This is a genomic window from Bacillus sp. SRI_025, assembly GCF_057592095.1.
The window spans coordinates 869,998-895,928 of sequence record NZ_JBYEGB010000001.1 but is presented as its reverse complement, the minus strand read 5'-3'; the positions used below and the strand labels follow the sequence as shown (position 1 = coordinate 895,928).

Here is a 25,931-nt window from a genome sequence, read left to right as displayed (position 1 = left end):
CCTTTACAAGTAATCGATATTTGGAATAGATGGCTGTTTGTCTGGGAAAAGAAGAGTTCGCCAATGAGCGAGTGTTGGATTTGCTGCAAGCTCAACGAAATTGACTGTCGCTCCTTGCTGTCTCCACTTTTCCGCTAGGCTCATCATTCTAATAGAATCAAGTCCAAGGTAGACGAGATTCTCGTCAAGCGGTATTTCATTCGGCTCCATTTGGAGATACTCAGCTACTTGCTGAAGAATGGCCTCAAAGGATAGGTCATCACTTTCTGCATCCTGTCCTGTTAAACGACCAATGATTTGATTTGTTGTTGTGGTGACCGCACAGCGTTCAGCTGCATAGGTCATGGCCATTTTGTGATGTTTCAATGAAAAGTCAGCGACGGCATCGGCGACAAAGAAGGTTTCAATATCGAGCATGAATGCTTCTGCGGCCGTCAGCATACAGCCAATATGTGCATATACGCCAGTAATGATCAGTTGATCACGCCCGCCTTCTTGAAGAATATCCAAAAAATTAGATTTTTTGAATGCGCTATAACGCCATTTTGTCAGCATTGTATCTGTTTCAGATGGAGCAAGCTGATCAATGATTTTTGTCAATGCTTCATCATCACCAAGTCCAGGTCCCCAAAAATCTGTTAATAGGGCACGATCCTTCGGGTCTTGGTCACCAGGCTGAGCTGTATAGACGACTGGAATGCCAAGTTCATTGCATGTGTCACGTAATTGTTCAATATGCTGAACTAACTCTGTGATCGGTGATGTATCTTGTTGAAATGCATTTAAAAAATATTGCTGCATGTCATGTATCAGCAGAACAGCACGTTTCGGATCTGGTATCCAGTTCACTTTATTTTCGGGTAAATCTTGTGTGCTTGGCATTGGATATGCAGGAATAGTAGGGATTGCCATGGTTTTCACTCCTCTTTTTTATACGTTGGCAGTATGGGTTGCAGCTAGTTCTCTTAATGCTTTTTTACTGACTTTGCCTACACCTGTTTGTGGGAACGCATCGATCCATTCAATGCGGTCAGGAATTTTATAGGCTGCGAGCCCGCGTTCTCTTAGAAATGATTTTAAGACGTGCGGTGCTGGTTTGTTGTCTCCTTTTGCAATGACAAAGGCACATGAGCGTTCGCCAAGAAATGGATCCGGCATGGATACCATGGCGGCATCATGAATGTCAGCATGCGCAAGTAAATGGTTCTCAACTTCTTCAGCGGCAACCTTTTCACCGCCACGATTGATTTGATCCTTGTCTCTGCCTTCTACAACAACATTTCCTTCTTTGGTTAATCGCACGATGTCACCTGTTCTGTAAAAGCCATCGGGTGTAAATGCTTTTTTGTTTTGTTCATCGGCTTTATAGTAGCCGCGAATCGTATAAGGTCCTCTTGTTAAAAGATGTCCAGCCACTTCATGCGGGACGGGCTTGTCCTCATCATCAACCACTAGTACCTCATCATATTCAGACATCGGGCGTCCTTGTGTATGAATAATGACATGTTCAGGATCATCTAATCTGGTATAGTTGACCAGACCTTCTGCCATACCAAAAACTTGCTGTAACTTACATCCAAGGGCAGGCATCACTCGTTTTGCTGCCTCAGCACTGAATTTAGCACCGCCGACTTGTAAGACTTCAAGACTCGATATGTCATCTGATCGATGAGGAGCGGCCTCTAGCCAAATCAATGCGATAGGTGGAACGACAGCGGTAATGGTCGCCCGTTCTTTTTCAATGAGTGGAAAGACGACATCAGGGCTTGATCCAGGTGCAAGAACGACTCTTCCGCCTGCGTATAACGTCCCAAGGACTCCAGGCGAGCTTAATGGATAGTTGTGCGCAACTGGAAGTGCAGCTAGATACACACTTTCTTGTGTGAGCTCGCACACCTCATTGCTTTTCCAAAGACTATAAATATAGTCATCATGCGTGCGAGGAATAAGCTTAGAAAGGCCTGTGCTGCCTCCAGATAACTGAAGAAATGCAATATCGCTTGCCTCTACATGAATTTGGGGATCAAGTGCTGGGTCCTTGCGCAGATCATCTAAGCCAAGGAATTCCTCAGCTTCCCCTGCAATAATGACATGAGGTAATGAGGGAAGCTTTTCTTTCACTTGACGTGCGAGTGTTCGATAATCAAAGCCGCCATCGATATCTGGTATGACATATGCGTCTGCTTCGGCAAACTCAATAAAATAAGTGATTTCACTGCTTCTATGAGATGGCAGAGAGAAGACGGGTAAAGCACCGATTCGAAATAAAGCGAAAATGACCTCAAAAAAAGCAGGAATGTTAGGAAGCTGCACGACAACTCGACTTCCTTTTTGAATGCCAAGCTGATGAAAACCGGCGGCAAGGCTGCTGACGCGCTCATCAAGTTCTTTGTAGCTCATATGCGTATCAGCGTATGTAATCGCTGTTTTATTTCCTAACGATGCGGCGCGTGCACGAAGCATACCGCCAAAGGTTTCCCCACGCCAACAGCCGTTTTCACGGTAGCGTTTTGCAAATTCTTCTGGCCATGTAGGTGGTTGAACGAACATGTTTTTGTCATCTCCTATTTACTTTTATAGCTGATGGATGCCCATCGCATGAAGCATCGTGTTGAATTTTGCAGATGTTTCAGCTAGCTCATCCTCTGCTTTTGATCCTTTGACCACTCCTGCACCAGCAAAGAGGCGAAGGGAGTGACCCTCAGCTTCTGCACAACGAATGGTGACAATCCAATCACCATCACCATTTGTATCTGCCCAGCCGATCATTCCTGTGAAAAACCCTCGATCGAAGGGTTCAATCGCTTGAATGGCTTCACGTGCATCTGCTGTAGGTGTTCCGCATACTGCGGGTGTTGGATGAAGGCTAAGCGCTAAATCAATTGAGGACACACTAGAATCTGTTAATTCACCTTTGACCACAGTAGACAAATGCCACATCGTTTCTGTTTGTATGACGGATGGTGATGCAGGCACATCTAATGTGTGACAGTAAGGAGTAAGCGCTTTAGTGACAGCTTCGACAACCACTGCGTGCTCGTGTAAATCCTTCGCTGAAGTAAGAAGTTCATCGCGGCGGCGCTGGTCTTCTACTGGATCTGAACTGCGCGGCCGAGAACCAGCGAGTGGATTGGAAATCACAGATGAACCAGTTTTTGAAAGTAGCAACTCAGGGCTTGCCCCAAGAAGTGTGCGCTTTTGGGAAGCCTTCGGGTCAGCTATATTTGCAGCAAACGTATAGCCAGTCGTATTATGACGAGCCAGTCGTTCGAGTATTGTTTTCGTATGAATATCTCGATTTGCTTTGAGATGGAGAGATCGAGAGAGTACGATTTTGCTAAGCTCTCCGTTCTCAATTTTAGCTAATCCTTCGTTCACACCTTCCATGTAGACATCTGGAGCAGGGACAGGTATCACCTCATAGGATGGCGATACCGCTTCTGACTCCTCATCACCTTGTTGAAATTCGAGTGGATCACTAAACTGTACATGGACTGGAACATTTAAACGAACGGGCTGCGCCGGATCAAATGGGACAGCACCAGCCACAATCGGTGCTTGAATACCAGCTTGTTTGGCAGCGTCAAATACGTGCGCTACCTTTGTGGATAGTTCATTTAGTTGATTGGTTTCAATATGCTGGAATATCCCTTCGGCAAGTATCGTGCGTTTAGGGGAAGCAAGGAAAAAAGCGCCTGGCTGATAGTCTTGAAGCAACTGTACTTTTTCTTCTGACGACAATAATGAATGTTTCATGAAAAGGCCTCCTTTTGAATGAAATGCTAGATTCCGAGTGTTGCGCCACCATCAATTGTGAGATTCTGCATCGTAATATGATTGGATTGCTCAGATGCAAAAAAAATGACTGCATCAGCGATGTTTTGAGGATCAGCGATTTTTTGTAAAGGAATACCGGTTTTATACGTCTCTAATGAGCCTTTAATCACCTGATCTTCTCCTTGTTCATCAGCCCATAAAGCCCATTGCATAGGTGTTGCGGTAGAGCCGGGAGAGACGACGTTGCATCTGATCCCGTAGGCTGCCAGCTCTAATCCTAGCGTTTTTGTAAAGGAAGTAGCTGCTGCTTTTGAAGCGGCATAGGCAGCCATATTCATTCTAGGAATGGCACCTGCGTTAGAGCTGACAGTCACAATGACCCCTTCTGATCTTTTCATCATGTATTTGGAGACAGCTTGAGATACGTAAAAGACACCATGTGTGTTGACTGCGAAAGTTTGTTGCCAGTCATCTGCACTAAGCTGGTCAATAGAACTGATTCGAAGGATGCCTGCTACATTGACCAGTAAATAAATGGGTCCAAGCTGCTTTTCAATTTGATCAACAATGTGCTGAACAGAAGTTTGATCGGTGATGTCACCTGGATAGGCAAAGGCACGTATGCCTTCATCATTCATTTGCTGGACGGTGCTTTGCAGCTGATCTTCATTTGCGTCAACTGCTGCAATAATCGCACCTTCCTCGGCTAGTCTTTTAGCGACTGCTTGTCCAATACCTTGTCCTGCGCCTGTAATAAGGGCAATTTTTTGAGATAGACCACTATGTTTCATGTGTTCACTGCCTTTCCTTCATGTCTGTGGTTGTGAAAGGATCATCATGATAGAGTGCAAAACGAAAAGCGTAATTCATTAGCACTGGTAAAACGGACGTATGTCCTTCTTCAGGGAACTCGTGATAGGCCGTATGCAAGCCATATGAAGATAAAGGCAGCATCCGATTTGCTAGTGCATGTGCATGATCATTCATTTGACATGGATGATGTTTTTCTAATTCACCTACACCTACAAGCAGCCTGGCATCCATAGACATCTGACGTATATGATTGGTGAATTGGTGTTCTTTTTCTAGAAATAAATCTTTGTTCCAGTGGATAGAAGGACTGCCCGCAATATATGTCTGATAAGCATCAGGGTGCTCAAATAGTGTGTGTAATACAAAAAGACCGCCAAGAGAGTGCCCAAACAGTGTTTGACGACTCTGGTTGATCGGAAAGCGCTGCTCGATATAAGGCTTTACAATCTTTTCTAAAAAAGAAAAGAACGCAGAGGCGCCGCCATATGTATGGTTGGAGAAGTCCTTTCTTTTGCCACCAATGGAAGCGTCAGGGCCGGTTAAAGTGAGATCATAATGCCTGAGCGGATGATAGGGCGCTTCTGTCTGATAGCCAATTCCGACAATGATGGCAGGTACGACACCTGTTTTTTCCGGTCTTCTTGACTGTAAACGAAGTGCTTCGACCATTGTGCCAAAAAGTGAATTCCCATCAAGTACGTACATGACTGGAAAACCAGCCGCTGGAGGAGTAGTATTCGGTTTAAATATAAAAAGTCTATATGGGTGTGCTGTGATATCCAGTTGCTCCGTCCCAGGTATAAAAAAAGGACGGCTTTCTCCGAAAATTGAATCCTCAGCACCCATTCCATCAGGGCGTTTGGACATATGTAAAAAATCCCCTTCCTCAAATTGAGCCTCATACGATGATAAAAGCAGGCTTGCGGATATAGGATGAGTGTAGTAATAGAATTGAAATGAAAATGATTCTCAATTATCACGCAAGCAAATCAAATGATAATGGTTATCAATTATGAAGTCAAATGTTCATTAAGTCGTGTAGTTGATCATTTAATCTAAATATTATGAAAATAAAGGACTAAATAACTACCAAATGAATGGAAATAGGGAATGCCGGACTGAGTCATTTAAAAAGAGGAGAAATGCCAAAAGACCTTGACCGTCTCGGGATATTTACCATTTTCTTCTGTTTGATTCAGGAATATATATAGGTTTTTCTTCTTGAAATCATTTTGAGGAAAAATAAGTCTATAGACCTTCTTGTATTTTTAGGAAAAAAGAGGAGAATTTTTCGAAAAGTTGGTGATCATATCTCACAACTTATTCAATATTATACGTAAATTCATATACAATTTTCTAAGGAAGACAAGATCGAAGGGAATGTAGGCAGAATGAAAACTTCATTAGGAAAGCTGAGGCTAAAACTGCATGAAAATCAGCTCAAACTGACAAATACGTTTACAGTGGAAGAATATCATGAAATGAAACAGTCATTACATGAAATACGGATGTCATTTGCGGCCTATGAACAATGGGATTTATACCAGCGGGCCACCGATATGATCACCATCCTCCTCTTTCAACACGCCCTCAAGCAAAAACCCCAATAATTTCTTATGAAAGGACGGTGCTGTTTTAAGAGTGGCAAAAGATCATATAGCATCAAAAATGCGGCAATTAAAAAAGTAAGGGATGTCCCCTTACTTTTTTTCTGCAAACACCATTCAATTAAAATCCATCTGTGACATCATATTCGTAACGAATATCGGCTTTGACATTGCTCATAGTAGATCTCGCTGTAGCCTTTGCGTTGTACTTAAAGCTCCATTTTTGCGCGACTTTTAATTGATCATCCAGAGAAATACGGTAAGAACCACTTGTTGCAGATGAAACAAGTGATGTGTACCAAATATTACTTTCACTAGCCATCAGTTTGTGAGTGACATTCCCTTGGTTGGGTGTTTGGGTACTAGTTGTCGAAATCGATTTAACTACAGCACGTTTAGGAACTGTGGAATTATTAGTTAAATCCATTGTAATGACTGAAGAATCAACTCCTAAAAAATTTAAAGAAGAATTCCCCAAGTTAGTAGCAGTCCCCGTAAAATTGAATGTCCCATTCCCAGATTTAATACGATCTTGAATGGAAACAGTAAAGTACATATTCCCTGTATATGTACCACGGGTCACTTTCACAAAATAAGTTTCAGAAGTTGAAGTCACGTCACCAGTATTAGCAAAAATAAAAGGCGTTACTGAATCAGGATTAATAACTTCGGACCCTGTCCTAGAATATTTAGAATTATACACCTCGATATTCATCCCTGTATATTGCTTATTATACGAACTTCTGACATAAACTCTTTCACCTTTATTGATCGTAAACTGATAATACGCTTCATTTTCACCTTCAGGTAAGATTGTCGTATCTGGACGACTATATTTCCAATATCCCATTGAGCTTGCTGTGTTAGGACTGTTATTCCCCGTAATCGCTGCTTCTGCTGAATGAGGTGCAAAAAAACTAGTAATAAGCACTAATAATAATGCAGGTAATAAAAAACGTTTGAAAATAGTATTTGTCATATTTTAACCCTCCTTGTAATAATTACTATATCGGATCAAAACTAACAAATTTTAACTGAATTGCCGATATATTTAATAATCACTATTTTTTAAAAGGAGAATCAAAATGAATATCAATACGTCATATACGATACCTTCAAACAATCAGAACCGAATCGACTCTAAAGATCAATCAGCTATTAAAAGTACAAATGAGGTGATGACCGAATCTGATAGACGGATGAAAATATTAGATGAAAAATACGAAAAAATAAATGAACAAAATAAACGATTCAAAGATCCTCAAGACCATATATATAATAAGTATAGAAACCCTTATTCTTCTTATTTCAGAAGTGATTTAACAAAAACGGAAAGAGAAGCTGCTTACATTATGGAAATGAGTTGGGCAAGGAATAATAAAGGAGGTCAATATGACTTTAATGACGCCATCTTCCGTAATGAAAAACGGTACGATCCTACGCAAGAAAGTGTAGAAAAGAAAATACTCAATCGTCAAAAAGTGAACGAACAATTACAAGATTTATTCTCTAAAAACGGTATAACCATTCCTAAAAACACGAATTTAACCTTTACCATTGACCCGAACAATTTTAAATTAGTGGTAAGTGGTTCAAAAGACGAATCGCTGATGAAACAAATAGAAGATCTATTAAATACAACCAACAATACAAGAGAACTATTTTTTCATATTATGAAAAGCAGAAATGATGATTCTACTCAATTCACACCGGATTCACTAGCAAAGTTCCACCTTGTTAATCAAATCAAAACGGTGACAGGCTACAATTTAAAGGATTTAAGCATTGTAAATGGTCAATTTGTAACGGATAACGGAGCGAATATTTTTGATCTATACAAAGAAGAACTCCTGAAAAATCCATACACAGCAGAAAATGCGCGCATTGCCGCTTCACATTACGGAGCACAGCTATTTGATCTAGCGAAAAACGGGTTTGATTCTATTCCAGATTTGGTGTTATCTATTGGTTACCAAAACGGCTCCTTATATGACATTGGACAAAAGGTGAATTACGGAGTATCAAAGTGAAGATAAATACATCTAACACGACAGCCATTCTAAATAAGCAGAACCTTCCGGACTTCAATAGCCATTCAGCTATTAAAAGTACAAATGAGGTGATGACAGAAGCTGATAGACGAATGAAAATATTAGATGAAAAATACGAAAAAATTAATGAACAAAATAAACGATTCCAAGACCCTCATGGTCATATATTTGATAAGTATCGAAATCCACATTCCCCTTATTATAGAAATGATTTAACCAAACCGGAAAGAGAGGCGGCTTACTCTATTGAAATTGGATGGGCTAATAGTGGAACAGGAGGGCATTATAATTCTAATGATGCCGCCTTCCGTAATGAAAAACGGTACGATCCTACACAAGAAAGTGTAGAAAAGAAAATACTCAATCGTCAAAAAGTGAACGAACAATTACAAGATTTATTCTCTAAAAACGGTATAACCATTCCTAAAAACACGAATTTAACCTTTACCATTGACCCGAACAATTTTAAATTAGTGGTAAGTGGTTCAAAAGACGAATCGCTGATGAAACAAATAGAAGACCTATTAAATACAACCAACAATACAAGAGAATTATTTTTCCATATTATGAAAAGCAGAAATGATGATTCTACTCAATTCACACCGGATTCACTAGCAAAGTTCCATCTTGTCAATCAAATCAAAACGGTGACAGGCTACAATTTAAAAGATTTAAGCATTGTAAACGGTCAATTTGTAACGGATAACGGAGCGAATATTTTTGATCTATACAAAGAAGAACTCCTGAAAAATCCATATACAGCTGAAAATGCACGTATTGCCGCTTCACATATGGTGCACAGCTCTTTGATCTAGCGAAAAATGGGTTTGACTCTATTCCCGATTTGGTGCTTCTATTGGTTACCAAAACGGCTCTTTACAAGACATTGGACAAAAAGAGAATTATGGGGTTAAGAAACCGATAGATTAACAAAACGTGGACGACAACAGGTACAAAACTAGATATCGTTAATAAAGGACTCTATAACAATTTATGTTACAGAGTCTTTTCTATTGAAGTGCGTTGTTTCGCTGTTCAACGAAACATCCTCATGGTAATTTTGACTATAGTCGATGTTTTTCACTTTTTTATTGATGAAAATGTTAAAATGATGAGTAGCGTATTTTTTTATGAAAGGACGGTGCTTGGCATGACGGAACTTCTCGATGACCGGCTGCCGCCGCAAAATATAGAAGCCGAGCAGGCCGTATTAGGTGCTGTTTTTTTAGAACCATCTGCGCTAACGCTCGCTTCTGAGGTATTAATTCCAGAGGATTTCTATAGAATGTCGCATCAAAAGATTTACAATGCGATGCTTATCCTTGGCGATAGAGGAGAACCGGTCGATCTTGTCACGGTGACATCTGAGCTTGCCAATACAGATTTACTAGAAGAGGTAGGGGGGATTTCGTATTTAACCGATATTGCGAACTCGGTCCCAACTGCCGCAAACATTGAATACTATGCAAAAATTGTAGAAGAGAAATCCATTTTAAGACGTCTGATCCGTACGGCGACAACCATTGCACAGGATGGGTACACGCGTGAGGATGAAGTAGAAGACCTGTTAAGTGATGCTGAAAAGACCATTATGGAAGTGGCGCAGCGTAAAAACTCAGGAGCCTTTCAAAACATTAAGGACGTTCTTGTTCAAACATACGATAATATTGAACAGCTTCATAACCGCAAAGGCGATATCACAGGGATTCCAACGGGTTTCTCTGAGCTTGACCGGATGACAGCTGGATTCCAGCGAAATGATTTAATCATTGTAGCGGCTCGTCCATCAGTAGGGAAAACCGCCTTCGCATTGAACATTGCCCAAAATGTCGCGACCAAAACAGACGAAAGTGTCGCCATCTTTAGTTTAGAGATGGGGGCGGAGCAGCTCGTTATGCGTATGCTTTGTGCAGAAGGGAATATCAATGCACAGAACTTAAGAACCGGTAATCTGACAGAAGAGGACTGGGGCAAGCTGACAATGGCGATGGGCTCGCTGTCAAACAGCGGGATTTTCATTGACGATACACCTGGAATCCGAGTAAGTGAAATTCGCTCGAAATGCCGCCGCTTGAAGCAAGAAAATGGTCTTGGCATGATCCTGATTGACTACTTGCAGCTCATTCAAGGGAGCGGACGATCAAGTGATAACCGTCAGCAGGAGGTTTCTGAAATCTCTAGGGCATTAAAATCGCTGGCAAGGGAACTTGAAGTTCCGGTTATTGCCTTGTCTCAGCTTTCACGTGGGGTTGAGCAGCGTCAGGACAAACGTCCGATGATGTCTGATATTCGTGAATCAGGAAGTATTGAGCAGGATGCCGATATCGTGGCATTCCTTTATCGTGATGATTACTATGACAAAGAATCAGAGAATAAGAACATTATCGAAATTATCATTGCCAAACAGCGTAACGGTCCAGTTGGTACAGTATCACTGGCGTTCGTCAAAGAATATAACAAATTCGTCAACCTGGAAAGAAGATTTGATGATGCGGGTGTTCCGCCCGGTGCTTAAAGCCCAGCTCAAGAAGCTGGGCTTTTTTTGATTGATCTACATCGAAAGAATGATTGAAAAAACAGTCAATATGAGGAGGAGAGAGAAAAAGAGAGAGCGTATACTAAAAGGAGAAAAGGAGTGAAGACTGATGAAATTTCAACAGTTTGAAGCCGCTCAATTACGGATCGCACGCCCAACCGTCAACATGAAAGAGGTTGTTTCCTTTTATGAAGAAGGCTTAGGGCTCAAACGAATAGGCTCATTTGATCAGCATGAAGGGTACGATGGTGTGATGCTCGGGCTGCCTCACCAGCATGTTCATTTAGAAATCACCAAACATGAAGAAGAAGAAAGCCTGCCCGTCCCGCATCCAGAACAGCTGCTTGTTTTCTATATTCCGGATGCAGAGGAATTTCAGCAAATGAAAGAGAGATTGATTTCATTTGGCGGCCGGCATGTCACCTCAACGAATCCTTACTGGGACCGGGGAGGAGCAACCATTGAAGATCCAGATGGGTATCGGGTTGTGCTGATGAATACAGATGGTATTACACCGGTTTAAAAAAGACTCCCATTGCTGGGGGTCTTTTTTATGTTGATGAACAGTGGACACGATAAAAAGTTGTTTTTTCTCAAAATCTCCATTTCTAAGCGCTAAAGAAGTGATTAAAGCGCTTTTCTATATATTTAAAGCGAACAAAATTTGATTTCGAGATATTAATGTTCGGATTTCGCGTTGACTTTTTCGGTGTGCATTGATAAAATAAATGTGTTTGAAAGAGATAACGTTTTGAAAGGTTAACGGAGGTGCACGATATGTCTTCAGTAGTCGTAGTAGGTACGCAGTGGGGTGACGAAGGGAAAGGGAAAATTACCGATTTCCTTTCAGAAAATGCAGAGGTGATTGCCCGTTATCAAGGGGGAAACAATGCAGGTCACACGATCAAATTTGATGGAGTGACATACAAGCTACACCTCATTCCATCCGGTATTTTTTATAAAGAGAAAACTTGTGTCATCGGTAATGGAATGGTGGTTGATCCTAAAGCGTTGGTCACTGAGCTTGCGTATCTTCACGAACGGAATGTGAGTACAGATAACCTCAGAATCAGCAATAGAGCCCATGTTATTCTGCCTTATCATTTAAAATTGGACGAGGTAGAAGAGGAGCGGAAAGGGGCTAACAAGATCGGCACGACGAAAAAAGGAATCGGACCAGCTTATATGGACAAAGCAGCCCGCGTCGGTATCCGTGTCGCAGATCTATTAGATCGTGAAGTATTTGAAGAGAAGCTTGCACGTAATCTAGAAGAGAAAAATCGTCTTTTAGAGAAAATGTACGACACAGAAGGCTTCAAGATTGAAGATATTTTAGACGAGTATTATGAATATGGCCAGCAAGTGAAAAAATATGTCGTAGACACATCTGTTGTTCTGAATGATGCACTAGATGAAGGCCGCCGCGTGCTATTTGAAGGAGCACAAGGGGTCATGCTTGATATCGATCAAGGGACATACCCATTTGTGACGTCATCTAACCCAGTAGCTGGAGGAGTGACGATTGGTTCTGGTGTAGGACCAACGAAAATTCAACATGTGGTCGGCGTGTCAAAAGCGTACACAACACGTGTTGGAGATGGCCCATTCCCGACAGAACTCCATGATGAAATTGGCGATCAAATTCGTGAGGTTGGCCGTGAATACGGTACGACAACTGGACGCCCGCGCCGTGTCGGCTGGTTTGACAGCGTTGTTGTCCGTCATGCACGCCGTGTGAGCGGAATTACAGATTTATCTCTTAACTCAATTGATGTACTAACAGGGATTGAAAAGTTGAAAATCTGTGTTGCTTATAAATTGAACGGAGAAATCACAGAGGAATTCCCAGCAAGCCTAAATGAATTAGCGAAATGTGAGCCTGTCTACGAAGAAATGCCTGGATGGACAGAGGATATTACAGGTGTGAAGAACTTAAGTGAACTGCCTGCAAATGCCCGCCATTATTTAGAACGCATTTCACAATTAACAGGTATTCCACTTTCCATTTTCTCAGTCGGACCAGATCGTTCACAAACGAACGTTGTCCGCAGCGTGTACCGTCCATAAGAATAGATTGATGAGACACCAGTAAAATCTCGCATTTTACTGGTGTTTTTTTGTTTAAATATTCCTTAATTTCAGTAGAGCGGACTTCCGGTCATTACCAAAATATGATAACTGTATAGAGGGAAGGAGCGTTCTAGTGAAAGAAAGAATACGATTATTAGATATTTTACGAGGTTTTGCCATACTAGGCACATTGGGAACGAACGTCTGGTTTTTTGCGTACACAGGGGATACCTTTGCGACAGATCAGATTGCGGATGAATATGAAAATGGCAGTTTTCTTGAAAGCCTTGTCTCCATGTTCGTTTATGGAAAAATGCTCTCGCTGCTCACGATCATGTTTGGTGTTGGATTGGAGCTGAAATACCAGCAGGCAAAAAGGAAAAACACGCCTTGGCCGGGCACTTATTTATGGATTCTTTTATTTTTATTTATCGAAGGCTTTGTCCATTTTGCGCTCGTGATGGAATATGATGTGCTCATGAGTTATGCCGTTACTGGGCTACTTGTGGCTTACATTGTACGGGGAGGCAGCAGGCGTATCAAAAAGGGCATGATATTCTCAGGTGTGATTCATCTGCTCGTCATGTCATGTTTGATGGTGTACTCCCTCTCTGAAATGGAGTCAGCGGCCGATGATCAAAACGGTGAACCGGTGCTGGAAGAGCAGCTGCCAGAGACATGGATTTCGCAGGTTCAAGAACGGTTACAATACTTTTTCATGTACCGAGAAGAAGCGATCTTTATCATTCCAATGAACACATTTCTGTTTTTATTAGGTGTGCGGATGATGAGAGCCGGTGTATTTTATGCAAACGAACGCGGACAATCTCTCCGGAAAATATTGTTCCGAATCGGACTGTGGGTTGGTCTGCCGCTGAATGCACTAGTCTTCGTTCCAAACGATCTAGTGGAATTTGTGGTGCGCTACGCCTTTTCACCATTCCTCTCTATTTTCTATATAGCTGTCATTGCGAAGCTCCTCGCACGCACGGAGTCATGGTTCATGTGGAATTGGTTTGAATATGTAGGGAAAATGGCGCTTAGCTGCTACATCCTGCAAAATGTCATCTGCTCCATTCTTTTTTATAGCTGGGGATTGGGTCTTGGCGGTCAAATCAATGCGCCCCTTATTGTATTGGCATGGCTGTTAATTTCACTTCTGCAAATCGCGATTTCAGCAGTTTGCCTAAAGGTTTGGAGAATTGGACCAATGGAATATATCCGTTCACTGGCACTTCGCAGGGTGACGATGAAAAAAGCATCATAAAGGGGATAGACAATATGTTTTTTAAAAAAATGACGAAAAAAGAACAAGCGAATGCACATAAAGCGGCTGTGCCGGCATTTGTCTTTTATCTTCTGGCATTAGGAGGGCATGCGTTGTACGCGTATTTCCAAGGTGACAGGCCACCGGTTACTTTTGTCATTTTAATGGCGGGACTCCTTGTTTTTTTCTCCGCTGACTGGCTATTTAACAAAAAACATTCATAAAAAAAGCCCTCATCACGAGGGCTTTTTTCTTACTTCAGGCTTTTATATTGGCCTTTTAAGTTTTTACGGATGTACTGAATGATTTTGCGTAATTCGTTGGCATGCGGTCTGCCAAACGGACTAGTTTGTCTTTGCTGATAGAGCACTTGCCCTTTTTCATTTAATAAGAAATAGGCGGGTTCACCATGCACCCCGTGGTCTTCATATGGGGCATCTTCCCCGTGATAGTGGACTTCATATGCTTTTAATGACGTGAGGTCATGGTCATACATGATCGGGAAGGACAGTCCCTCTTTATCCGCAAATGCCTTCAAGTCATCAGGGTTATCGGTTGAAATCGCCATCAAGTGAATATCCTTGTCCTGAAAATAGGACTGCTGCTGTTCGAGCTCTTTTAATTCTTCTACACATACCGGACACCAAGATCCTCTAAAGAAAACGATCAGGTGCCAGCTTTGATGCTCCTCTAAATGTTTGTCGAAATCAATGTGATCGCCCTGTATTGTTGGAAGTGAAAAGTTGGGCATTTTATCTCCTAATTTGAATGAACTCATACTGCTTCCTCCTTTTTCAATGACAATGTCACTTGTTTCATGTATAGCCATTTTTGAGCGGCCTGAAACGTGTCTATGTGTTTGAATAGGCAGAGATCATCCGAAAAGACGTGTAAAATGAAGGCGGTTGCAGAAGTGGAGGCTTTGAAAGCAGATTTGACATTCGACACTTTTTTTAAAAAAATGTCGAAAAACGTATTGCCATATGTAATTATTCTATGATATTATAAATCTCGTTGTTGCAAAGGTCTCTGAAACTTGTTAGGATGCGATGTTCCAGCTTTTTTAAAGCGATTGGTTTGACGCAATACAACTTCTTCAGATTTACTTTTCACAAACCGAGAGCCATTAGCTCAGTTGGTAGAGCATCTGACTTTTAATCAGAGGGTCGAAGGTTCGAGTCCTTCATGGCTCACCATGTATTGGCCCGTTGGTCAAGCGGTTAAGACACCGCCCTTTCACGGCGGTAACACGGGTTCGAATCCCGTACGGGTCATTGATTTACTTTAGCGTTAAGCTAATTTTTTCCTCACTTGCTTGAAGGAGCACCACGATTGCTTTTTCGGGCAAGTTACTGAGGTCCGGTAGTTCAGTTGGTTAGAATGCCTGCCTGTCACGCAGGAGGTCGCGGGTTCGAGTCCCGTCCGGACCGCCATTTATACATATTCATCTTTTTGATGATGGCTCGGTAGCTCAGTTGGTAGAGCAACGGACTGAAAATCCGTGTGTCGGCGGTTCGATTCCGTCCCGAGCCACTTCCAAACGCATCTGCAATCGCAGGTGCGTTTTTATTATGAAAAGAAGGCATAAAAAGGGAGAAGCCGGACCTAGGTAGGGCCCGGCTCCATAAGAAGAAGACGTTACATCTATATAGACGGCTGGTGATTGGAAAAGTTTCAATAAAAAAGGAAAAAGTCATCAATTTTTTTGAGCGGCGCCTTTCTATCCAACGTTTACTAGAAAAGAAAGCCGTTATTATTTTTATCTTTGCCTCGTAAAACGTTATAATAGACAGTGAGCCTTTTTTTCGTAAACGGAAAAGGCGTAATGATACATGCAAAATGGAATGACATAGATGCTAAAAATGCAGGAGGAAATCACAATGGAAAAAAAGATTCTTGTCGTAGATGATGAAAAACCGATTGCTGATATATTGGAATTTAATTTAAGGAAAGAGGGCTATGAGGTTCATTGTGCATATGATGGAAACGAAGCCCTTGAAATGGTAGAAGAAATTAAGCCGGACATTATTCTGCTCGACATTATGCTGCCGAATAAAGATGGTGTTGAAGTATGCCGTGAAGTGAGAAAGAAATACGACATGCCCATTATCATGCTGACAGCAAAAGACTCTGAAATTGATAAAGTCATCGGCCTTGAGCTTGGCGCAGATGATTATGTGACAAAGCCTTTCAGTACGCGTGAGCTGCTTGCCCGCGTGAAAGCGAATTTGAGAAGACAAACCGCTGCTCCGCAGACGGAGGAAGAATCTGAATCAAATGATATTGAGGTTGGATCACTCGTCATTTATCCAGATGCGTATGTGGTGTCTAAGCGTGAGGAAACGATTGAATTGACGCACCGTGAGTTCGAACTGCTTCATTACTTAGCGAAACATATCGGACAAGTCATGACACGTGAGCACTTGCTGCAAACCGTATGGGGCTACGATTACTTCGGAGATGTCCGTACAGTAGACGTTACAGTCCGCCGTCTTCGTGAAAAGATTGAAGACAACCCTAGCCATCCGAGCTGGATCGTGACAAGACGAGGCGTCGGCTACTATTTAAGAAACCCAGAGCAGGACTAAGATTCTTATGAGTAAAGTAGGTTTTTTTCGCTCGATTCACTTCAAATTGACCTTGATTTACGTGCTGCTGATCATCGTCGCCATGCAGATCATTGGCGTGTACTTTGTGAAGCAGCTAGAGCAGTCCTTAATTAATTCATATGATAATTCCTTGAATCAGCGAATCTACTCGTTATCGTATTACCTAGAACAAGATTCATCGAAAAGCAAGGCAGAATTAAAAGAGGATGCTCAAAAGATATTAAACGATTTTAACAACAAAGATGAGTCTAATGAAATCTCTGAAGTCAGCTATATTGACGAAAGCAGAGAGGTCATTGCCTCTGTCAATAACGGCAGCCAAGAGATTGCCGGCAAGAAAATCACTGATCAAATCATTAGCCGTATTTTCGCGGTTGGCAAAGACTATGAGAAAAAATTCTATGACCCTGAATCAAATAAAAGGGTGCGTATTTCTGCGACAGCCGTAAAAAATGAGAACCAAGAGACCGTTGGTGTGATTTATGTTGTGTCTTCAATGGAAAGTGTGTTTAACCAAATGCGAACCATTAACACCATTTTGGCGACTGGAACACTGATTGCACTTGGGACGACTGCTCTACTTGGTATCTTCATCTTCAGAACGATCACTCATCCTATTTCAGATATGAGAAAGCAAGCGATCGAGCTTGCCAAAGGGAACTTCTCCAGGAAGGTCCGGAAGTATGGGCATGATGAGATTGGGCAGCTTGCGACAACCTTTAACCATCTGACGAGAGAGCTGGAGGAAGCTCAGCTGATGACGGAGGGTGAGCGGAAAAAGCTTTCTTCTGTTATTGCCTATATGACGGACGGCGTCATCGCAACGAATCAAAACGGTGCAATTATTCTATTAAACAGCCCCGCATTAGAGCTGTTGAATGTTTCACGTGAAACAGCATTAGAGATGCCGATTACGTCTTTACTTGGCTTAGAGGAAACTCATACATTTGAAGATTTAGTCGAAAATCAAGATTCCATGCTGATCGAAATTGAACGCGAAGACCAGCTGTCTGTATTGCGTGTAAATTTCTCCGTTATTCAGAAAGAGCATGGGAAAATTGATGGCTTAATTGCGGTCATTTATGATGTCACTGAGCAGGAGAAAATTGATGCGGAACGTCGTGAATTCGTCGCGAACGTATCGCATGAGCTGCGCACACCGCTGACGACGATGCGAAGCTACCTTGAGGCGCTGGCTGAAGGTGCGATTGGTGATAAGGAGCTTGCGCCAAGATTCCTTAGTGTCACACAAAATGAAACTGAGCGCATGATCCGGCTTGTCAATGACCTGCTGCAGCTGTCTAAGTTCGACAGCAAGGATTATCAATTCAACCGTGAGTGGACGAACTTTATCAGGTTTATCTCGCTCGTCATTGATCGTTTTGAAATGACGAAGGAGCAGCATGTCGATTTTATCCGCAACCTGCCGCAGCGTGAAGTATATGTGGAAATCGATCAAGATAAAATTACACAGGTGCTCGATAATATCATTTCCAATGCCATGAAATACTCGCCAGAGGGTGGACACATCACGTTTACCGTTGATCTGGATGAAGAGAAAGGCCTTGTGTTATTCAGCGTGAAAGATGAAGGAATCGGTATTCCGAAGAAGGATATGGATAAAATCTTTGAACGTTTTTATCGAGTGGATAAAGCAAGAACAAGGAAGCTGGGCGGAACCGGCCTAGGTCTTGCGATTGCAAAAGAAATGGTTCAGGCTCATGGCGGAGATATTTGGGCTGACAGCATTGAAGGAAAAGGGACAACGGTGACCTTTACCCTTCCGTACAATGAAGAACAAGAGGATGATTGGGATGAAGCGTGAGACCTTTAAAACCATAATATTGACAATCCTAATTGCGATCAGTCTAGTATTTACGTGGAATATCTGGATGTTCCAGCCCGTCATGCAGGATCAGGCAGATACAGGCACAAAAGTCGTGGAAACGAAGAAGATTTCAAGCGACGAGCCTAGAAGTCTCATTGATGTCGTGAAGCCGCGCGAGATGTTTATCCATTCAAATGGGGAGCATTTTAAAGTAGATCAAAAGGAACTCTTTCAAAACTTTTGGAATGATGTGAGCCTTTGGGATGTCAAAGAGATTAATGATGTGTCGGATCAATATTCCGAGCAGAAATTTAAGAATTTCTTCTATGGACGCGAAGGGCAAGGAAAGACATTGGATCTTGTGTTCAATGATCCGATTCCGATTGATATTTTCCAAGCGCTTTTTAAATGGCCGAACAAGTCCATTGAATACAACTCGTTTGATCGGATGATCGTGCCGTTCGCTCAGCAGGATAAGGCCAATAAGAAAGTGTACTTGGTCTCATACAGCAAGGAAACGGTGCTTGAGCTGACAATTGAGTCCGCCAACTACCGTAATCTAATGGACAGTATCGCTGCCGCTCAAAACGAGATGCCGCGCTATGATCTTTATACATTCTCTACGAATTCTAAACGAGATTTCCTTCTTCCGAGAAAGCAAAAGCAGCTTGAAGCGAAAATGTTCTTTATCGAAACGATTAAGACAAACAAGTTCAAAGACGCTTTGTTTACGGACCCGAGTCTTGTCGGTGAGGAATCTAATTTAAACCGGACGGTATACACAGATGGCACAAGCCGCCTTGAAGCCAATCAAAAAGACCACCGCATTCAATATCAGCATCGCAATATCAATTCCAGCACTGTTTTCCAAACGGGGGATTTGATCAAGCGAAGCGTGAAATATTTCAATGATACGGGAAGCTTTACTGATGACTACCAATACTTTGGCATCAACAGCAACCAGCAGCTGTCCTTCAATATGTTTATGGACGGTCTGCCGATTGTGAACAGTACAAAGCATCCATTTGGGATGACCTCCCTTGAAGTCCAATGGGCGAATGATGACATTTTGAATTACAAGCGTCCAAATTATATTCTTGGCAATAAAGCGAGTCAAAGTGAACAGGTCAAGCTGATGAACGGGACAGAGCTTAAGGACTTGATCATCAAGCAGACGAAATATGATGATCTGGAGAAAATTGAACAGATTTTCCCGGCATATCAAGCTGCTTCAACTCCATCAGACCAAGATCAAGGGATGTTTGTCTGGCTGGAGCCTGTATGGTGTATGAAGTATAACGGCAAAACCGTGATTCTATCGAATGATCTTTTGACAGAGGGGAGCGAGAATCATGGAGTGGAATAAGACCAAAACGATCTTTATCCTAGCCTTTCTCGTTCTCGATATCTTTCTAGGTTTTCAATACTTTGAAAAACGGTCAACCGATCATTTTGCGATTATCGAAAAAACGGATACGCTGGAAGAAATGAAGGCAGACGGGATCAAATATGGCAATCTATCAGATGAAGCGAAGATTGGATACCGCATTACAGCTGAAAAGAAACAATATACGAAAAAGGATGTCGACGGATTAGCTGATCAAAAGGCGAAAAGCACATTCCCGAAAACAGACAAAGATGATCCTGTCACGCTGCTTGAAATGACCTTCAACAAACCAGTTGCCTTGCCGAAAAAGGATATCAAAACAGCGGCGACGAACCTTGTGAACCAGCGTTTGCTGGATGGGAAGAATTATAAGCTGTGGAATATAGATGAAGAGACAGGGGAAATCGTCTTTTTTCAAACGTATAAAGGGAAATACATCTTCCAAGAAGGCCTTGATGACACCGAAACCATCGGGAAAATCACCTTAGATCTTAACGATCAAAACGAAGTTGTCTCTTATCAGCAGTCAATGGTGACGTCGATTAATGAAGTGAGAAAAGAAACACTTGTCCCAGCACTTGAAACCGTGAAGGACTTATATACGCAAAATTTGCTGAGCCAAAACACGACCGTGAAAAAGGTAGAGCTTGGTTACTATACGCAATACCCGGGGGCAAGCACGCAAGTCATGGTTCCTGTATGGCGTGTGGAGCTTGAAGGCGTATCAGCAGGTTCAAAGAAAAAGACAGAGGAAGAATATTTGATCAATGCCATCGATGGCTCAACACTTGATCATATAGAGAAAGATGACAAATCTTCAATGGAGTGAGAGAACATGAGCTTGCAGTTCAGTGTACTAGCGAGCGGAAGTACGGGGAACGCTTTTTATTTAGAAACAGACGAGCATGCCTTTTTGGTCGATGCTGGTTTAAGCGGCAAACAGATGGTCGAGCTGCTTGGCCAAATCGACCGCAAGCCTGAAGACTTGGACGGCATTTTTGTGACACACGAGCACTCCGATCATATTAAAGGGCTTGGTGTCATGGCAAGAAAGTACAAGCTTCCTGTCTATGCAAATGCGAAAACATGGAAGGCGATGGAATCTCATATCGGAAAAATCGATACAGAGCAGAAATTCCATTTTGATATGGAGACCATTCAATCCTTTGGCGGTCTTGATGTCGAGTCATTTGGCGTCTCACACGATGCGGCAGAGCCTATGTTTTACGTATTCCATTATGGAGGGCGCAAACTTGCGCTCATGACAGATACCGGCTATGTGAGTGACCGCATGAAAGGCATTATTAAGTCAGCCAATACGTTTGTGTTTGAGAGCAATCATGATGTCGGTATGCTGCAAATGGGCCGATACCCATGGAGCATTAAGCGTAGAATTCTGAGCGATGTCGGACATGTATCAAATGAAGATGCTGCTCTTGCGATGACAGATGTCATTGGAGATGCCACCTCACGCATTTATTTGGCTCACTTGAGTCAAGACAACAACATGAAGGATTTAGCCCGTATGGCGGTCCAGCAGACGCTTGAAATGAAGGGCTTTGTTGTCGGGGACGGCTTTGATTTATTTGATACGGACCCGAAAAAAGCAACCCCGCTTTGCGCCGTATGATTTTTACAATCGTATGATTAAGATAAGAGCTTCTTACCAACACTATATACATCATCTATTCACTGAAAGGAAGGAAACATAGTGGATTATCGCGATGTAGAGTGGAAGCCGAGACGAAGCAGAAAAGGATATTTTCTTTCTGGTTTGATCGGTGTATTGGTAGGAGCTTTTTTAATGGGATTCTTTTTCCCCTATGTATCTGGACAGAGCGGCAGTCCCTTTGGATGGCAGCAAAACGGTGATGGACAAACATCTCAGGGCCCTTTAAAAACTGTGAATGTAAACGTCAATGATGCTGTCACGAAAGTGGTGTCTAATATGTCAGATACGGTAGTCGGCGTCATTAATATTCAAAAGTCGAGCTTTTGGGAGGAAGGCGGAGAAGCAGGCAGCGGGTCAGGTGTGATCTATAAAAAAAAGGGTGACACGTTTTATATTGTCACAAACCATCACGTCATCAAAGGCGCCAACCAGCTTGAAGTGAGCCTTCATGATGGGACAAGAATTGGTGCCAATCTTGTCGGCAGTGATCAGCTCATGGATTTAGCAGTTCTCACTGTCAAAAGTGATAAAATCAAGAAAACGGCAGCCTTCGGTAACTCAGATCATGTGAAGCCGGGTGAGCCAGTCATCGCCATTGGAAATCCATTAGGGCTTGAATTCGCAGGCTCTGTCACACAAGGGGTCATTTCGGGCACGGAGCGAGCGATCCCTGTCGACTCAAATGGAGACGGACAAACGGATTGGAATGCAGAAGTACTGCAAACAGACGCCGCCATCAATCCTGGAAACAGCGGTGGTGCCTTGATCAATATGGATGGAAAGGTGATCGGCATTAACTCAATGAAGATTGCTGAATCAGAGGTAGAAGGAATCGGGCTATCTATTCCAGCGAATTTGGTGATCCCTGTCATAGAGGATTTAGAGCGCTATGGAGAGGTGAAGCGTCCGTATCTTGGCGTCGGCATGAAATCATTAGCGGATATTGCGAGTTACCACTGGCAGGAAACATTGAAACTGCCATCCAAGGTCACATCTGGGGTTGTTGTCATGAGTGTTGAGCCTTTATCTCCAGCAGGAAAAGCGGGACTAAAAGAGCTGGATGTCGTGACCTCCTTTGATGGCAAAAGTGTACAGAATATCGTAGATCTTCGTAAATACTTATATCAAAAGAAGGTCGGCGATAAGGTAAGAGTGCAATTTTACCGAAGCGGGAAGAAAAAATCAGCAGAGATCAAACTTTCTCAAACCGACCGATATGGCAGCTAACCAGTTCCAGTAAGGGACTGGTTTTTTTGGCATGACTGACATATGATGAAGAAAAGGGGGTTGTACGATTGGTTACACTACAACGGATGTCACAAACCGATTACGATGTATTGATAAAGAAGGCCATTCAGCGGTACGCGGAAGAAAAGGTACTCGCAGGAACATGGGAAAAGGAAGAATCACTTGCGAACGCAGAAGAACAATTTGACAGGCTTCTTCCAGAAGGACTTCAGACAGAGCATCATGAGCTATGGAATTTCTTAAACGGAGATGAAGCGATTGGCTGGGTTTGGCTTTGCTATGACCCGAATCACCCGCAGCACGAAGGATTTATTTATAACTTTATTTTGTTTGAAGCTTATCGAGGAAAAGGCTTTGCAAAGCAGGCTATTGCTGCATTAGAAAAGGAGGCAAAGTCATTAGGTGTGCAAAAACTCTCGCTCCATGTCTTTGCTCACAATCAAATCGCCCGTTCGCTGTACGAAAAAACGGGATTTGCAGAAACTGGGATTTATATGAGTAAACCTTTATAAAAAAGAGCTTTTTGAATTCCTAATACCACTCAAGGACGGATTCGAGAGCCCTCATTGTTCATCGGAACACGTTGTTCGGTTCGGAAAGTATAAGGGTCGGAAACGGTATTTTAGGGAAGTGATTCATGATATGATAAGTGTTCTTGAAAAATTTATGGATGAACCTTGGTGGATAATTAATGATAGTATGTCGGAGTTTTTTAATGCAGAATTAAAGAAAGAAGTTCATCCAAATCACATTCTCTACGGAAAAAAGGCTGTCGCAGTTGCAAAAAGGGAAGATAACGATGATATAGTTTATTGGATAAGTGAACTAAAAAAATTCGCATTAGTTCATTTAACGTATTCCGCAGATAACACAAGCCAATATCCAAAAACACAGTTACTTACAATAGTTGAATTGGAGGAACATTGTAAAAATGTATCCGATTTTTACTAAATATGGGCTGGTTCCCTCTTAATTTCATTAATGATCGACACTAAAGTTTACCAGAGCCATAAAAAAAGAAGAAGTACCGTGCAGAAAGCGTACGGTACTTTTTTATGAGGACATCATGGCATCCTGAGCCGTGACTCTGTACAAATCGACTTTACACTTCACGAAAGCGCGAATGATCGCTGGAACTTGAGCTTCTGAACGAATTAACAATGAGGTCTCGTCATCACTGATCACAAGATCTGTTCCGACAGTTTGTAGGTACTGCGTGAGAACAGGTTTCACCTCATCATCAATCCATGCATGCTTGAAGGTTGCACGTATGTTTGAGGATGTGATGGTTTTCTCTTGAGGATGAGTATGTGGGGACACTAATTTTCCTTCAGAAATGAATGCAGTTTTGGTACAAATACTATTGGTGAACCTTGGGCGGTCAGCTGTTAAAAAGACGGTTTTTCCTTCATCCTTTAATGCTTCAATGACCCGCTGGATGTGCAAGATCGAATCTGCATCAATATCGGCAAAAGGCTCGTCGAGTAAAATAAATTCCGGCTGATGGGCGATGGCCTGCGCCATTCCAAGCCGCTTTTTCATACCAGGTGTGAAGGCACCGACCTTCTCCTGATGATCATGATGTAAGCCGACAAATTCGAGCAGTTCTTCATAATCACTCGTTTTCTGGCGTGTTCCGGTGATTTTTGATAAATAGGCAATATGCTCAAGAGCCGTAAGACCTTCATATAAATCCGTATATTCAGGCAGAACACCGATATGCTGCCTCACTTTTTTTAGCGAAGGCTTATTCATCACTGTAAACGTACCAGAGGTAGGGCGGGAGATTCCGGTAATAATATTGAAAAACGTCGTCTTACCAGATCCCTTTGGTCCAATGAGTCCGAAGATATCGCCTTGATTGACATCAAGATTAATATCATCTATTGCGACTTTTGTACGATATTTTTTTGTAAGCCCTTTTGTATGAAGCATCTACACATCCCTCCTTTGAAACAGCAGTGCAGTTCCAATGAGTAAGATAACGGTCAATGCCGTGTTCATTAGGACGTAGGTCAGCGGTTCACTCCAGCGCGCATAATAATAAGGCGTCATATATTGGAACCAATGAATCATTCGTTCTGAAGAAAGAACAGAAATCATACTGACGATTGGGAAAAGAAAGGAAAATAACATGCCGACAAACATTGATTTCTGCGGTGTTGGAAAGAGCATGGATAAAAATAAAGCACATGAGATACCGACACTGATAAAGGTTAAGATTTTTAACGCATCAGAGAACAAAAAACGGTGTGAAATCATCATATTCAGGACATATGTCGTCATAATACAGCTAAGCCAAAACAGCATCAGTCCAAGATATTTCCCGATGATGATGTTCAAACGGGTTGTTTTACTGACGAGAAAACGAATGGTTTTCAAATGAATTTCGCGGCTTAAAATATCATGAGACAACAAAAAAATAAGGAAAAAACCAAATAAAGAAATCACCAGTTCATTCCCAATAGAATAAGGATCCTTTGCCAGTTCCCATTGTTCCTGATGAGCAGCGATAAATGGAAGACTTGAAACAAAAGTAGATAAAATGAAAATAATAACAATTGTTAAAATAGATTTTGTGCTTTTGAAGAGCTGCTTAAACTCATTCATACAGATGGTCCACACACGCTGTACCTCCCTTCACCTTTATTATACCCCTAGAATAGAAAGACACCATATCTTGCTCTTTAACATTTGTTTAAATTTCATAAAAAGAAGACTCTTCCAGCACCAGTTGACTCATTTTTAAAAATGTTCAGAAAAATATCTTGATTTATGAAAAAACATCATGTATGATAGCTTTAATTCAAGATAATTATACAGGCAATGACGAGAGAAAGTACAATCATCAATTTTTCCACAGAGAGCTTCGGCAGCTGAAAAGAAGCAAAAATAATGATTCGAAAAATGGTCTCTGAGCCTCGTGCTGAACATATCTATGATATTAGTAGGTGACGACGAGAGTTGGTACTCGTTATCAAAACCACAGTATATGAGCCAGATTGGAGCTTTGTACTTGTAGAGGCTGTTTAGCGCGAGCAAACAGTAAATAAAGGTGGTACCACG

General features: G+C 42.1%; 24 protein-coding genes, 4 tRNA genes, 2 pseudogenes and 1 other annotated feature (1 of these 31 running past the window's edge). Of the genes and pseudogenes, 21 read left to right on the top strand and 9 right to left on the bottom strand.

The features are described 5' to 3' along the window. Window positions 1–3 precede the first annotated feature (3 nt). From AC20OE_RS04560 to AC20OE_RS04540, 5 genes are read right to left on the bottom strand one after another with little or no spacing between them, the layout of a single operon-like run. A complete protein-coding gene (locus tag AC20OE_RS04560; protein ID WP_099663877.1) occupies window positions 4–912 on the bottom strand; it encodes an isochorismatase family protein in 909 nt (302 codons plus the stop codon). A gap of 18 nt (window positions 913–930) precedes the next feature. Next, the gene (locus AC20OE_RS04555) at window positions 931–2,550 is read right to left on the bottom strand and encodes a (2,3-dihydroxybenzoyl)adenylate synthase (RefSeq protein WP_099663876.1); all 1,620 of its coding nucleotides are present in this window, start codon (window positions 2,548–2,550) and stop codon (window positions 931–933) included. Between the two features lie 24 nt (window positions 2,551–2,574). After that, a complete protein-coding gene (gene dhbC, locus AC20OE_RS04550) occupies window positions 2,575–3,756 on the bottom strand; it encodes an isochorismate synthase DhbC (RefSeq protein ID WP_099663875.1) in 1,182 nt (393 codons plus the stop codon). A gap of 26 nt (window positions 3,757–3,782) precedes the next feature. Continuing rightward, complete coding sequence (locus tag AC20OE_RS04545) at window positions 3,783–4,568, bottom strand: 2,3-dihydro-2,3-dihydroxybenzoate dehydrogenase (RefSeq protein WP_099663874.1); 786 nt, start codon at window positions 4,566–4,568, stop codon at window positions 3,783–3,785. A 4-nt stretch (window positions 4,569–4,572) separates the two neighbouring features. Beyond that, on the bottom strand, window positions 4,573–5,457 hold the full coding sequence (locus AC20OE_RS04540; protein ID WP_099663873.1) for an alpha/beta hydrolase: 885 nt from the start codon (window positions 5,455–5,457) through the stop codon (window positions 4,573–4,575). 524 nt (window positions 5,458–5,981) lie between these two features. Here AC20OE_RS04540 and AC20OE_RS04535 point away from each other — a divergent pair. Beyond that, the gene (locus AC20OE_RS04535) at window positions 5,982–6,200 is read left to right on the top strand and encodes a hypothetical protein (RefSeq protein ID WP_059376728.1); all 219 of its coding nucleotides are present in this window, start codon (window positions 5,982–5,984) and stop codon (window positions 6,198–6,200) included. 118 nt (window positions 6,201–6,318) lie between these two features. On the opposite strand, the gene AC20OE_RS04530 is transcribed toward AC20OE_RS04535, so the two are convergent. Further along, on the bottom strand, window positions 6,319–7,176 hold the full coding sequence (locus AC20OE_RS04530; RefSeq protein WP_059376730.1) for a hypothetical protein: 858 nt from the start codon (window positions 7,174–7,176) through the stop codon (window positions 6,319–6,321). 106 nt (window positions 7,177–7,282) lie between these two features. On the opposite strand from AC20OE_RS04530, the gene AC20OE_RS04525 reads away from it, so the two are divergent. The 7 genes and pseudogenes from AC20OE_RS04525 to AC20OE_RS04495 all read left to right on the top strand — a co-directional run bounded on the left by AC20OE_RS04525 (window position 7,283) and on the right by AC20OE_RS04495 (window position 14,345). Continuing rightward, entirely contained in the window at window positions 7,283–8,227 is a 945-nt protein-coding gene (locus tag AC20OE_RS04525; RefSeq protein WP_487268520.1) for a DUF4885 family protein, read from the top strand. Next, window positions 8,224–9,178, top strand: a pseudogene (locus AC20OE_RS04520) (DUF4885 family protein). The gene AC20OE_RS04525 and the pseudogene AC20OE_RS04520 overlap by 4 nt, the downstream one beginning before the upstream one ends. Window positions 9,179–9,398: 220 nt before the next feature. Further along, window positions 9,399–10,763, top strand: a complete 1,365-nt coding sequence (dnaB, locus tag AC20OE_RS04515) for a replicative DNA helicase (protein WP_024424034.1) — start codon at window positions 9,399–9,401, stop codon at window positions 10,761–10,763. Between the two features lie 130 nt (window positions 10,764–10,893). After that, window positions 10,894–11,307: a VOC family protein gene (locus AC20OE_RS04510; protein ID WP_073980031.1), complete on the top strand. Its 414-nt coding sequence runs from the start codon at window positions 10,894–10,896 to the stop codon at window positions 11,305–11,307. Window positions 11,308–11,561: 254 nt separating this feature from the next. Continuing rightward, window positions 11,562–12,851 carry an adenylosuccinate synthase gene (locus AC20OE_RS04505; RefSeq protein ID WP_024424032.1) on the top strand — a complete coding sequence of 430 codons (1,290 nt, stop codon included), beginning with the start codon at window positions 11,562–11,564 and terminating at the stop codon, window positions 12,849–12,851. Window positions 12,852–12,987: 136 nt separating this feature from the next. After that, the gene (locus AC20OE_RS04500) at window positions 12,988–14,121 is read left to right on the top strand and encodes a DUF418 domain-containing protein (RefSeq protein ID WP_487268517.1); all 1,134 of its coding nucleotides are present in this window, start codon (window positions 12,988–12,990) and stop codon (window positions 14,119–14,121) included. A 14-nt stretch (window positions 14,122–14,135) separates the two neighbouring features. Beyond that, window positions 14,136–14,345, top strand: coding sequence for a hypothetical protein (locus AC20OE_RS04495; protein WP_487268515.1), 210 nt, complete (start codon window positions 14,136–14,138; stop codon window positions 14,343–14,345). Between the two features lie 29 nt (window positions 14,346–14,374). Here the strand turns inward: AC20OE_RS04495 and AC20OE_RS04490 are convergent, their stop codons facing one another. Next, window positions 14,375–14,899 carry a peroxiredoxin family protein gene (locus tag AC20OE_RS04490; RefSeq protein WP_024424031.1) on the bottom strand — a complete coding sequence of 175 codons (525 nt, stop codon included), beginning with the start codon at window positions 14,897–14,899 and terminating at the stop codon, window positions 14,375–14,377. Window positions 14,900–15,241: 342 nt separating this feature from the next. Here AC20OE_RS04490 and AC20OE_RS04485 point away from each other — a divergent pair. The 13 genes and pseudogenes from AC20OE_RS04485 to AC20OE_RS04425 all read left to right on the top strand — a co-directional run bounded on the left by AC20OE_RS04485 (window position 15,242) and on the right by AC20OE_RS04425 (window position 23,816). Continuing rightward, window positions 15,242–15,317, top strand: a tRNA-Lys gene (locus AC20OE_RS04485). Between the two features lie 6 nt (window positions 15,318–15,323). Beyond that, window positions 15,324–15,395: transfer RNA gene (locus AC20OE_RS04480), tRNA-Glu, on the top strand. 82 nt (window positions 15,396–15,477) lie between these two features. Further along, window positions 15,478–15,554: transfer RNA gene (locus AC20OE_RS04475), tRNA-Asp, on the top strand. Window positions 15,555–15,581: 27 nt separating this feature from the next. After that, window positions 15,582–15,654, top strand: a tRNA-Phe gene (locus tag AC20OE_RS04470). A 347-nt stretch (window positions 15,655–16,001) separates the two neighbouring features. Continuing rightward, window positions 16,002–16,709, top strand: coding sequence for a response regulator YycF (yycF, locus tag AC20OE_RS04465; RefSeq protein WP_024424030.1), 708 nt, complete (start codon window positions 16,002–16,004; stop codon window positions 16,707–16,709). Between the two features lie 7 nt (window positions 16,710–16,716). Then, window positions 16,717–18,555 carry a cell wall metabolism sensor histidine kinase WalK gene (gene walK, locus AC20OE_RS04460; RefSeq protein ID WP_024424029.1) on the top strand — a complete coding sequence of 613 codons (1,839 nt, stop codon included), beginning with the start codon at window positions 16,717–16,719 and terminating at the stop codon, window positions 18,553–18,555. Further along, a complete protein-coding gene (gene yycH, locus AC20OE_RS04455; RefSeq protein ID WP_058838355.1) occupies window positions 18,545–19,924 on the top strand; it encodes a two-component system activity regulator YycH in 1,380 nt (459 codons plus the stop codon). The genes walK and yycH overlap by 11 nt, the downstream gene beginning before the upstream one ends. Further along, window positions 19,911–20,774 (top strand): two-component system regulatory protein YycI, encoded by an 864-nt coding sequence (locus AC20OE_RS04450; protein WP_058838356.1) that lies wholly within the window; start codon window positions 19,911–19,913, stop codon window positions 20,772–20,774. Before yycH ends, AC20OE_RS04450 begins: the two co-directional genes overlap by 14 nt. A gap of 6 nt (window positions 20,775–20,780) precedes the next feature. Next, window positions 20,781–21,575 (top strand): MBL fold metallo-hydrolase, encoded by a 795-nt coding sequence (locus AC20OE_RS04445; RefSeq protein WP_058838357.1) that lies wholly within the window; start codon window positions 20,781–20,783, stop codon window positions 21,573–21,575. A 78-nt stretch (window positions 21,576–21,653) separates the two neighbouring features. After that, entirely contained in the window at window positions 21,654–22,844 is a 1,191-nt protein-coding gene (locus tag AC20OE_RS04440) for a S1C family serine protease (RefSeq protein WP_371412197.1), read from the top strand. Between the two features lie 68 nt (window positions 22,845–22,912). Continuing rightward, window positions 22,913–23,377 carry a GNAT family N-acetyltransferase gene (locus tag AC20OE_RS04435; RefSeq protein WP_099663868.1) on the top strand — a complete coding sequence of 155 codons (465 nt, stop codon included), beginning with the start codon at window positions 22,913–22,915 and terminating at the stop codon, window positions 23,375–23,377. 31 nt (window positions 23,378–23,408) lie between these two features. After that, a pseudogene (locus AC20OE_RS04430) lies at window positions 23,409–23,486 on the top strand (IS1/IS1595 family N-terminal zinc-binding domain-containing protein); the annotation flags it as partial. Window positions 23,487–23,507: 21 nt separating this feature from the next. Beyond that, the gene (locus tag AC20OE_RS04425; protein ID WP_338593715.1) at window positions 23,508–23,816 is read left to right on the top strand and encodes a hypothetical protein; all 309 of its coding nucleotides are present in this window, start codon (window positions 23,508–23,510) and stop codon (window positions 23,814–23,816) included. 102 nt (window positions 23,817–23,918) lie between these two features. Here the strand turns inward: AC20OE_RS04425 and AC20OE_RS04420 are convergent, their stop codons facing one another. Together AC20OE_RS04420 and AC20OE_RS04415 are read right to left on the bottom strand one after the other, a co-directional pair. After that, window positions 23,919–24,800 carry an ABC transporter ATP-binding protein gene (locus tag AC20OE_RS04420; protein WP_058838360.1) on the bottom strand — a complete coding sequence of 294 codons (882 nt, stop codon included), beginning with the start codon at window positions 24,798–24,800 and terminating at the stop codon, window positions 23,919–23,921. Further along, on the bottom strand, window positions 24,801–25,490 hold the full coding sequence (locus AC20OE_RS04415) for an ABC-2 transporter permease (protein ID WP_058838361.1): 690 nt from the start codon (window positions 25,488–25,490) through the stop codon (window positions 24,801–24,803). Between the two features lie 192 nt (window positions 25,491–25,682). Then, window positions 25,683–25,931: a binding site (T-box leader), on the top strand; it runs 22 nt beyond the window's last position.

Coding starts and splice junctions, on each gene's coding strand:
- AC20OE_RS04560 (WP_099663877.1), bottom strand. CDS start 912: ATGGCAATCCCTACTATTCCTGCATATCCAATGCCAAGCACACAAGAT.
- AC20OE_RS04555 (WP_099663876.1), bottom strand. CDS start 2,550: ATGTTCGTTCAACCACCTACATGGCCAGAAGAATTTGCAAAACGCTAC.
- dhbC (WP_099663875.1), bottom strand. CDS start 3,756: ATGAAACATTCATTATTGTCGTCAGAAGAAAAAGTACAGTTGCTTCAA.
- AC20OE_RS04545 (WP_099663874.1), bottom strand. CDS start 4,568: ATGAAACATAGTGGTCTATCTCAAAAAATTGCCCTTATTACAGGCGCA.
- AC20OE_RS04540 (WP_099663873.1), bottom strand. CDS start 5,457: ATGTCCAAACGCCCTGATGGAATGGGTGCTGAGGATTCAATTTTCGGA.
- AC20OE_RS04535 (WP_059376728.1), top strand. CDS start 5,982: ATGAAAACTTCATTAGGAAAGCTGAGGCTAAAACTGCATGAAAATCAG.
- AC20OE_RS04530 (WP_059376730.1), bottom strand. CDS start 7,176: ATGACAAATACTATTTTCAAACGTTTTTTATTACCTGCATTATTATTA.
- AC20OE_RS04525 (WP_487268520.1), top strand. CDS start 7,283: ATGAATATCAATACGTCATATACGATACCTTCAAACAATCAGAACCGA.
- dnaB (WP_024424034.1), top strand. CDS start 9,399: ATGACGGAACTTCTCGATGACCGGCTGCCGCCGCAAAATATAGAAGCC.
- AC20OE_RS04510 (WP_073980031.1), top strand. CDS start 10,894: ATGAAATTTCAACAGTTTGAAGCCGCTCAATTACGGATCGCACGCCCA.
- AC20OE_RS04505 (WP_024424032.1), top strand. CDS start 11,562: ATGTCTTCAGTAGTCGTAGTAGGTACGCAGTGGGGTGACGAAGGGAAA.
- AC20OE_RS04495 (WP_487268515.1), top strand. CDS start 14,136: ATGTTTTTTAAAAAAATGACGAAAAAAGAACAAGCGAATGCACATAAA.
- AC20OE_RS04490 (WP_024424031.1), bottom strand. CDS start 14,899: ATGAGTTCATTCAAATTAGGAGATAAAATGCCCAACTTTTCACTTCCA.
- yycF (WP_024424030.1), top strand. CDS start 16,002: ATGGAAAAAAAGATTCTTGTCGTAGATGATGAAAAACCGATTGCTGAT.
- walK (WP_024424029.1), top strand. CDS start 16,717: ATGAGTAAAGTAGGTTTTTTTCGCTCGATTCACTTCAAATTGACCTTG.
- yycH (WP_058838355.1), top strand. CDS start 18,545: ATGAAGCGTGAGACCTTTAAAACCATAATATTGACAATCCTAATTGCG.
- AC20OE_RS04450 (WP_058838356.1), top strand. CDS start 19,911: ATGGAGTGGAATAAGACCAAAACGATCTTTATCCTAGCCTTTCTCGTT.
- AC20OE_RS04445 (WP_058838357.1), top strand. CDS start 20,781: ATGAGCTTGCAGTTCAGTGTACTAGCGAGCGGAAGTACGGGGAACGCT.
- AC20OE_RS04425 (WP_338593715.1), top strand. CDS start 23,508: ATGATAAGTGTTCTTGAAAAATTTATGGATGAACCTTGGTGGATAATT.
- AC20OE_RS04420 (WP_058838360.1), bottom strand. CDS start 24,800: ATGCTTCATACAAAAGGGCTTACAAAAAAATATCGTACAAAAGTCGCA.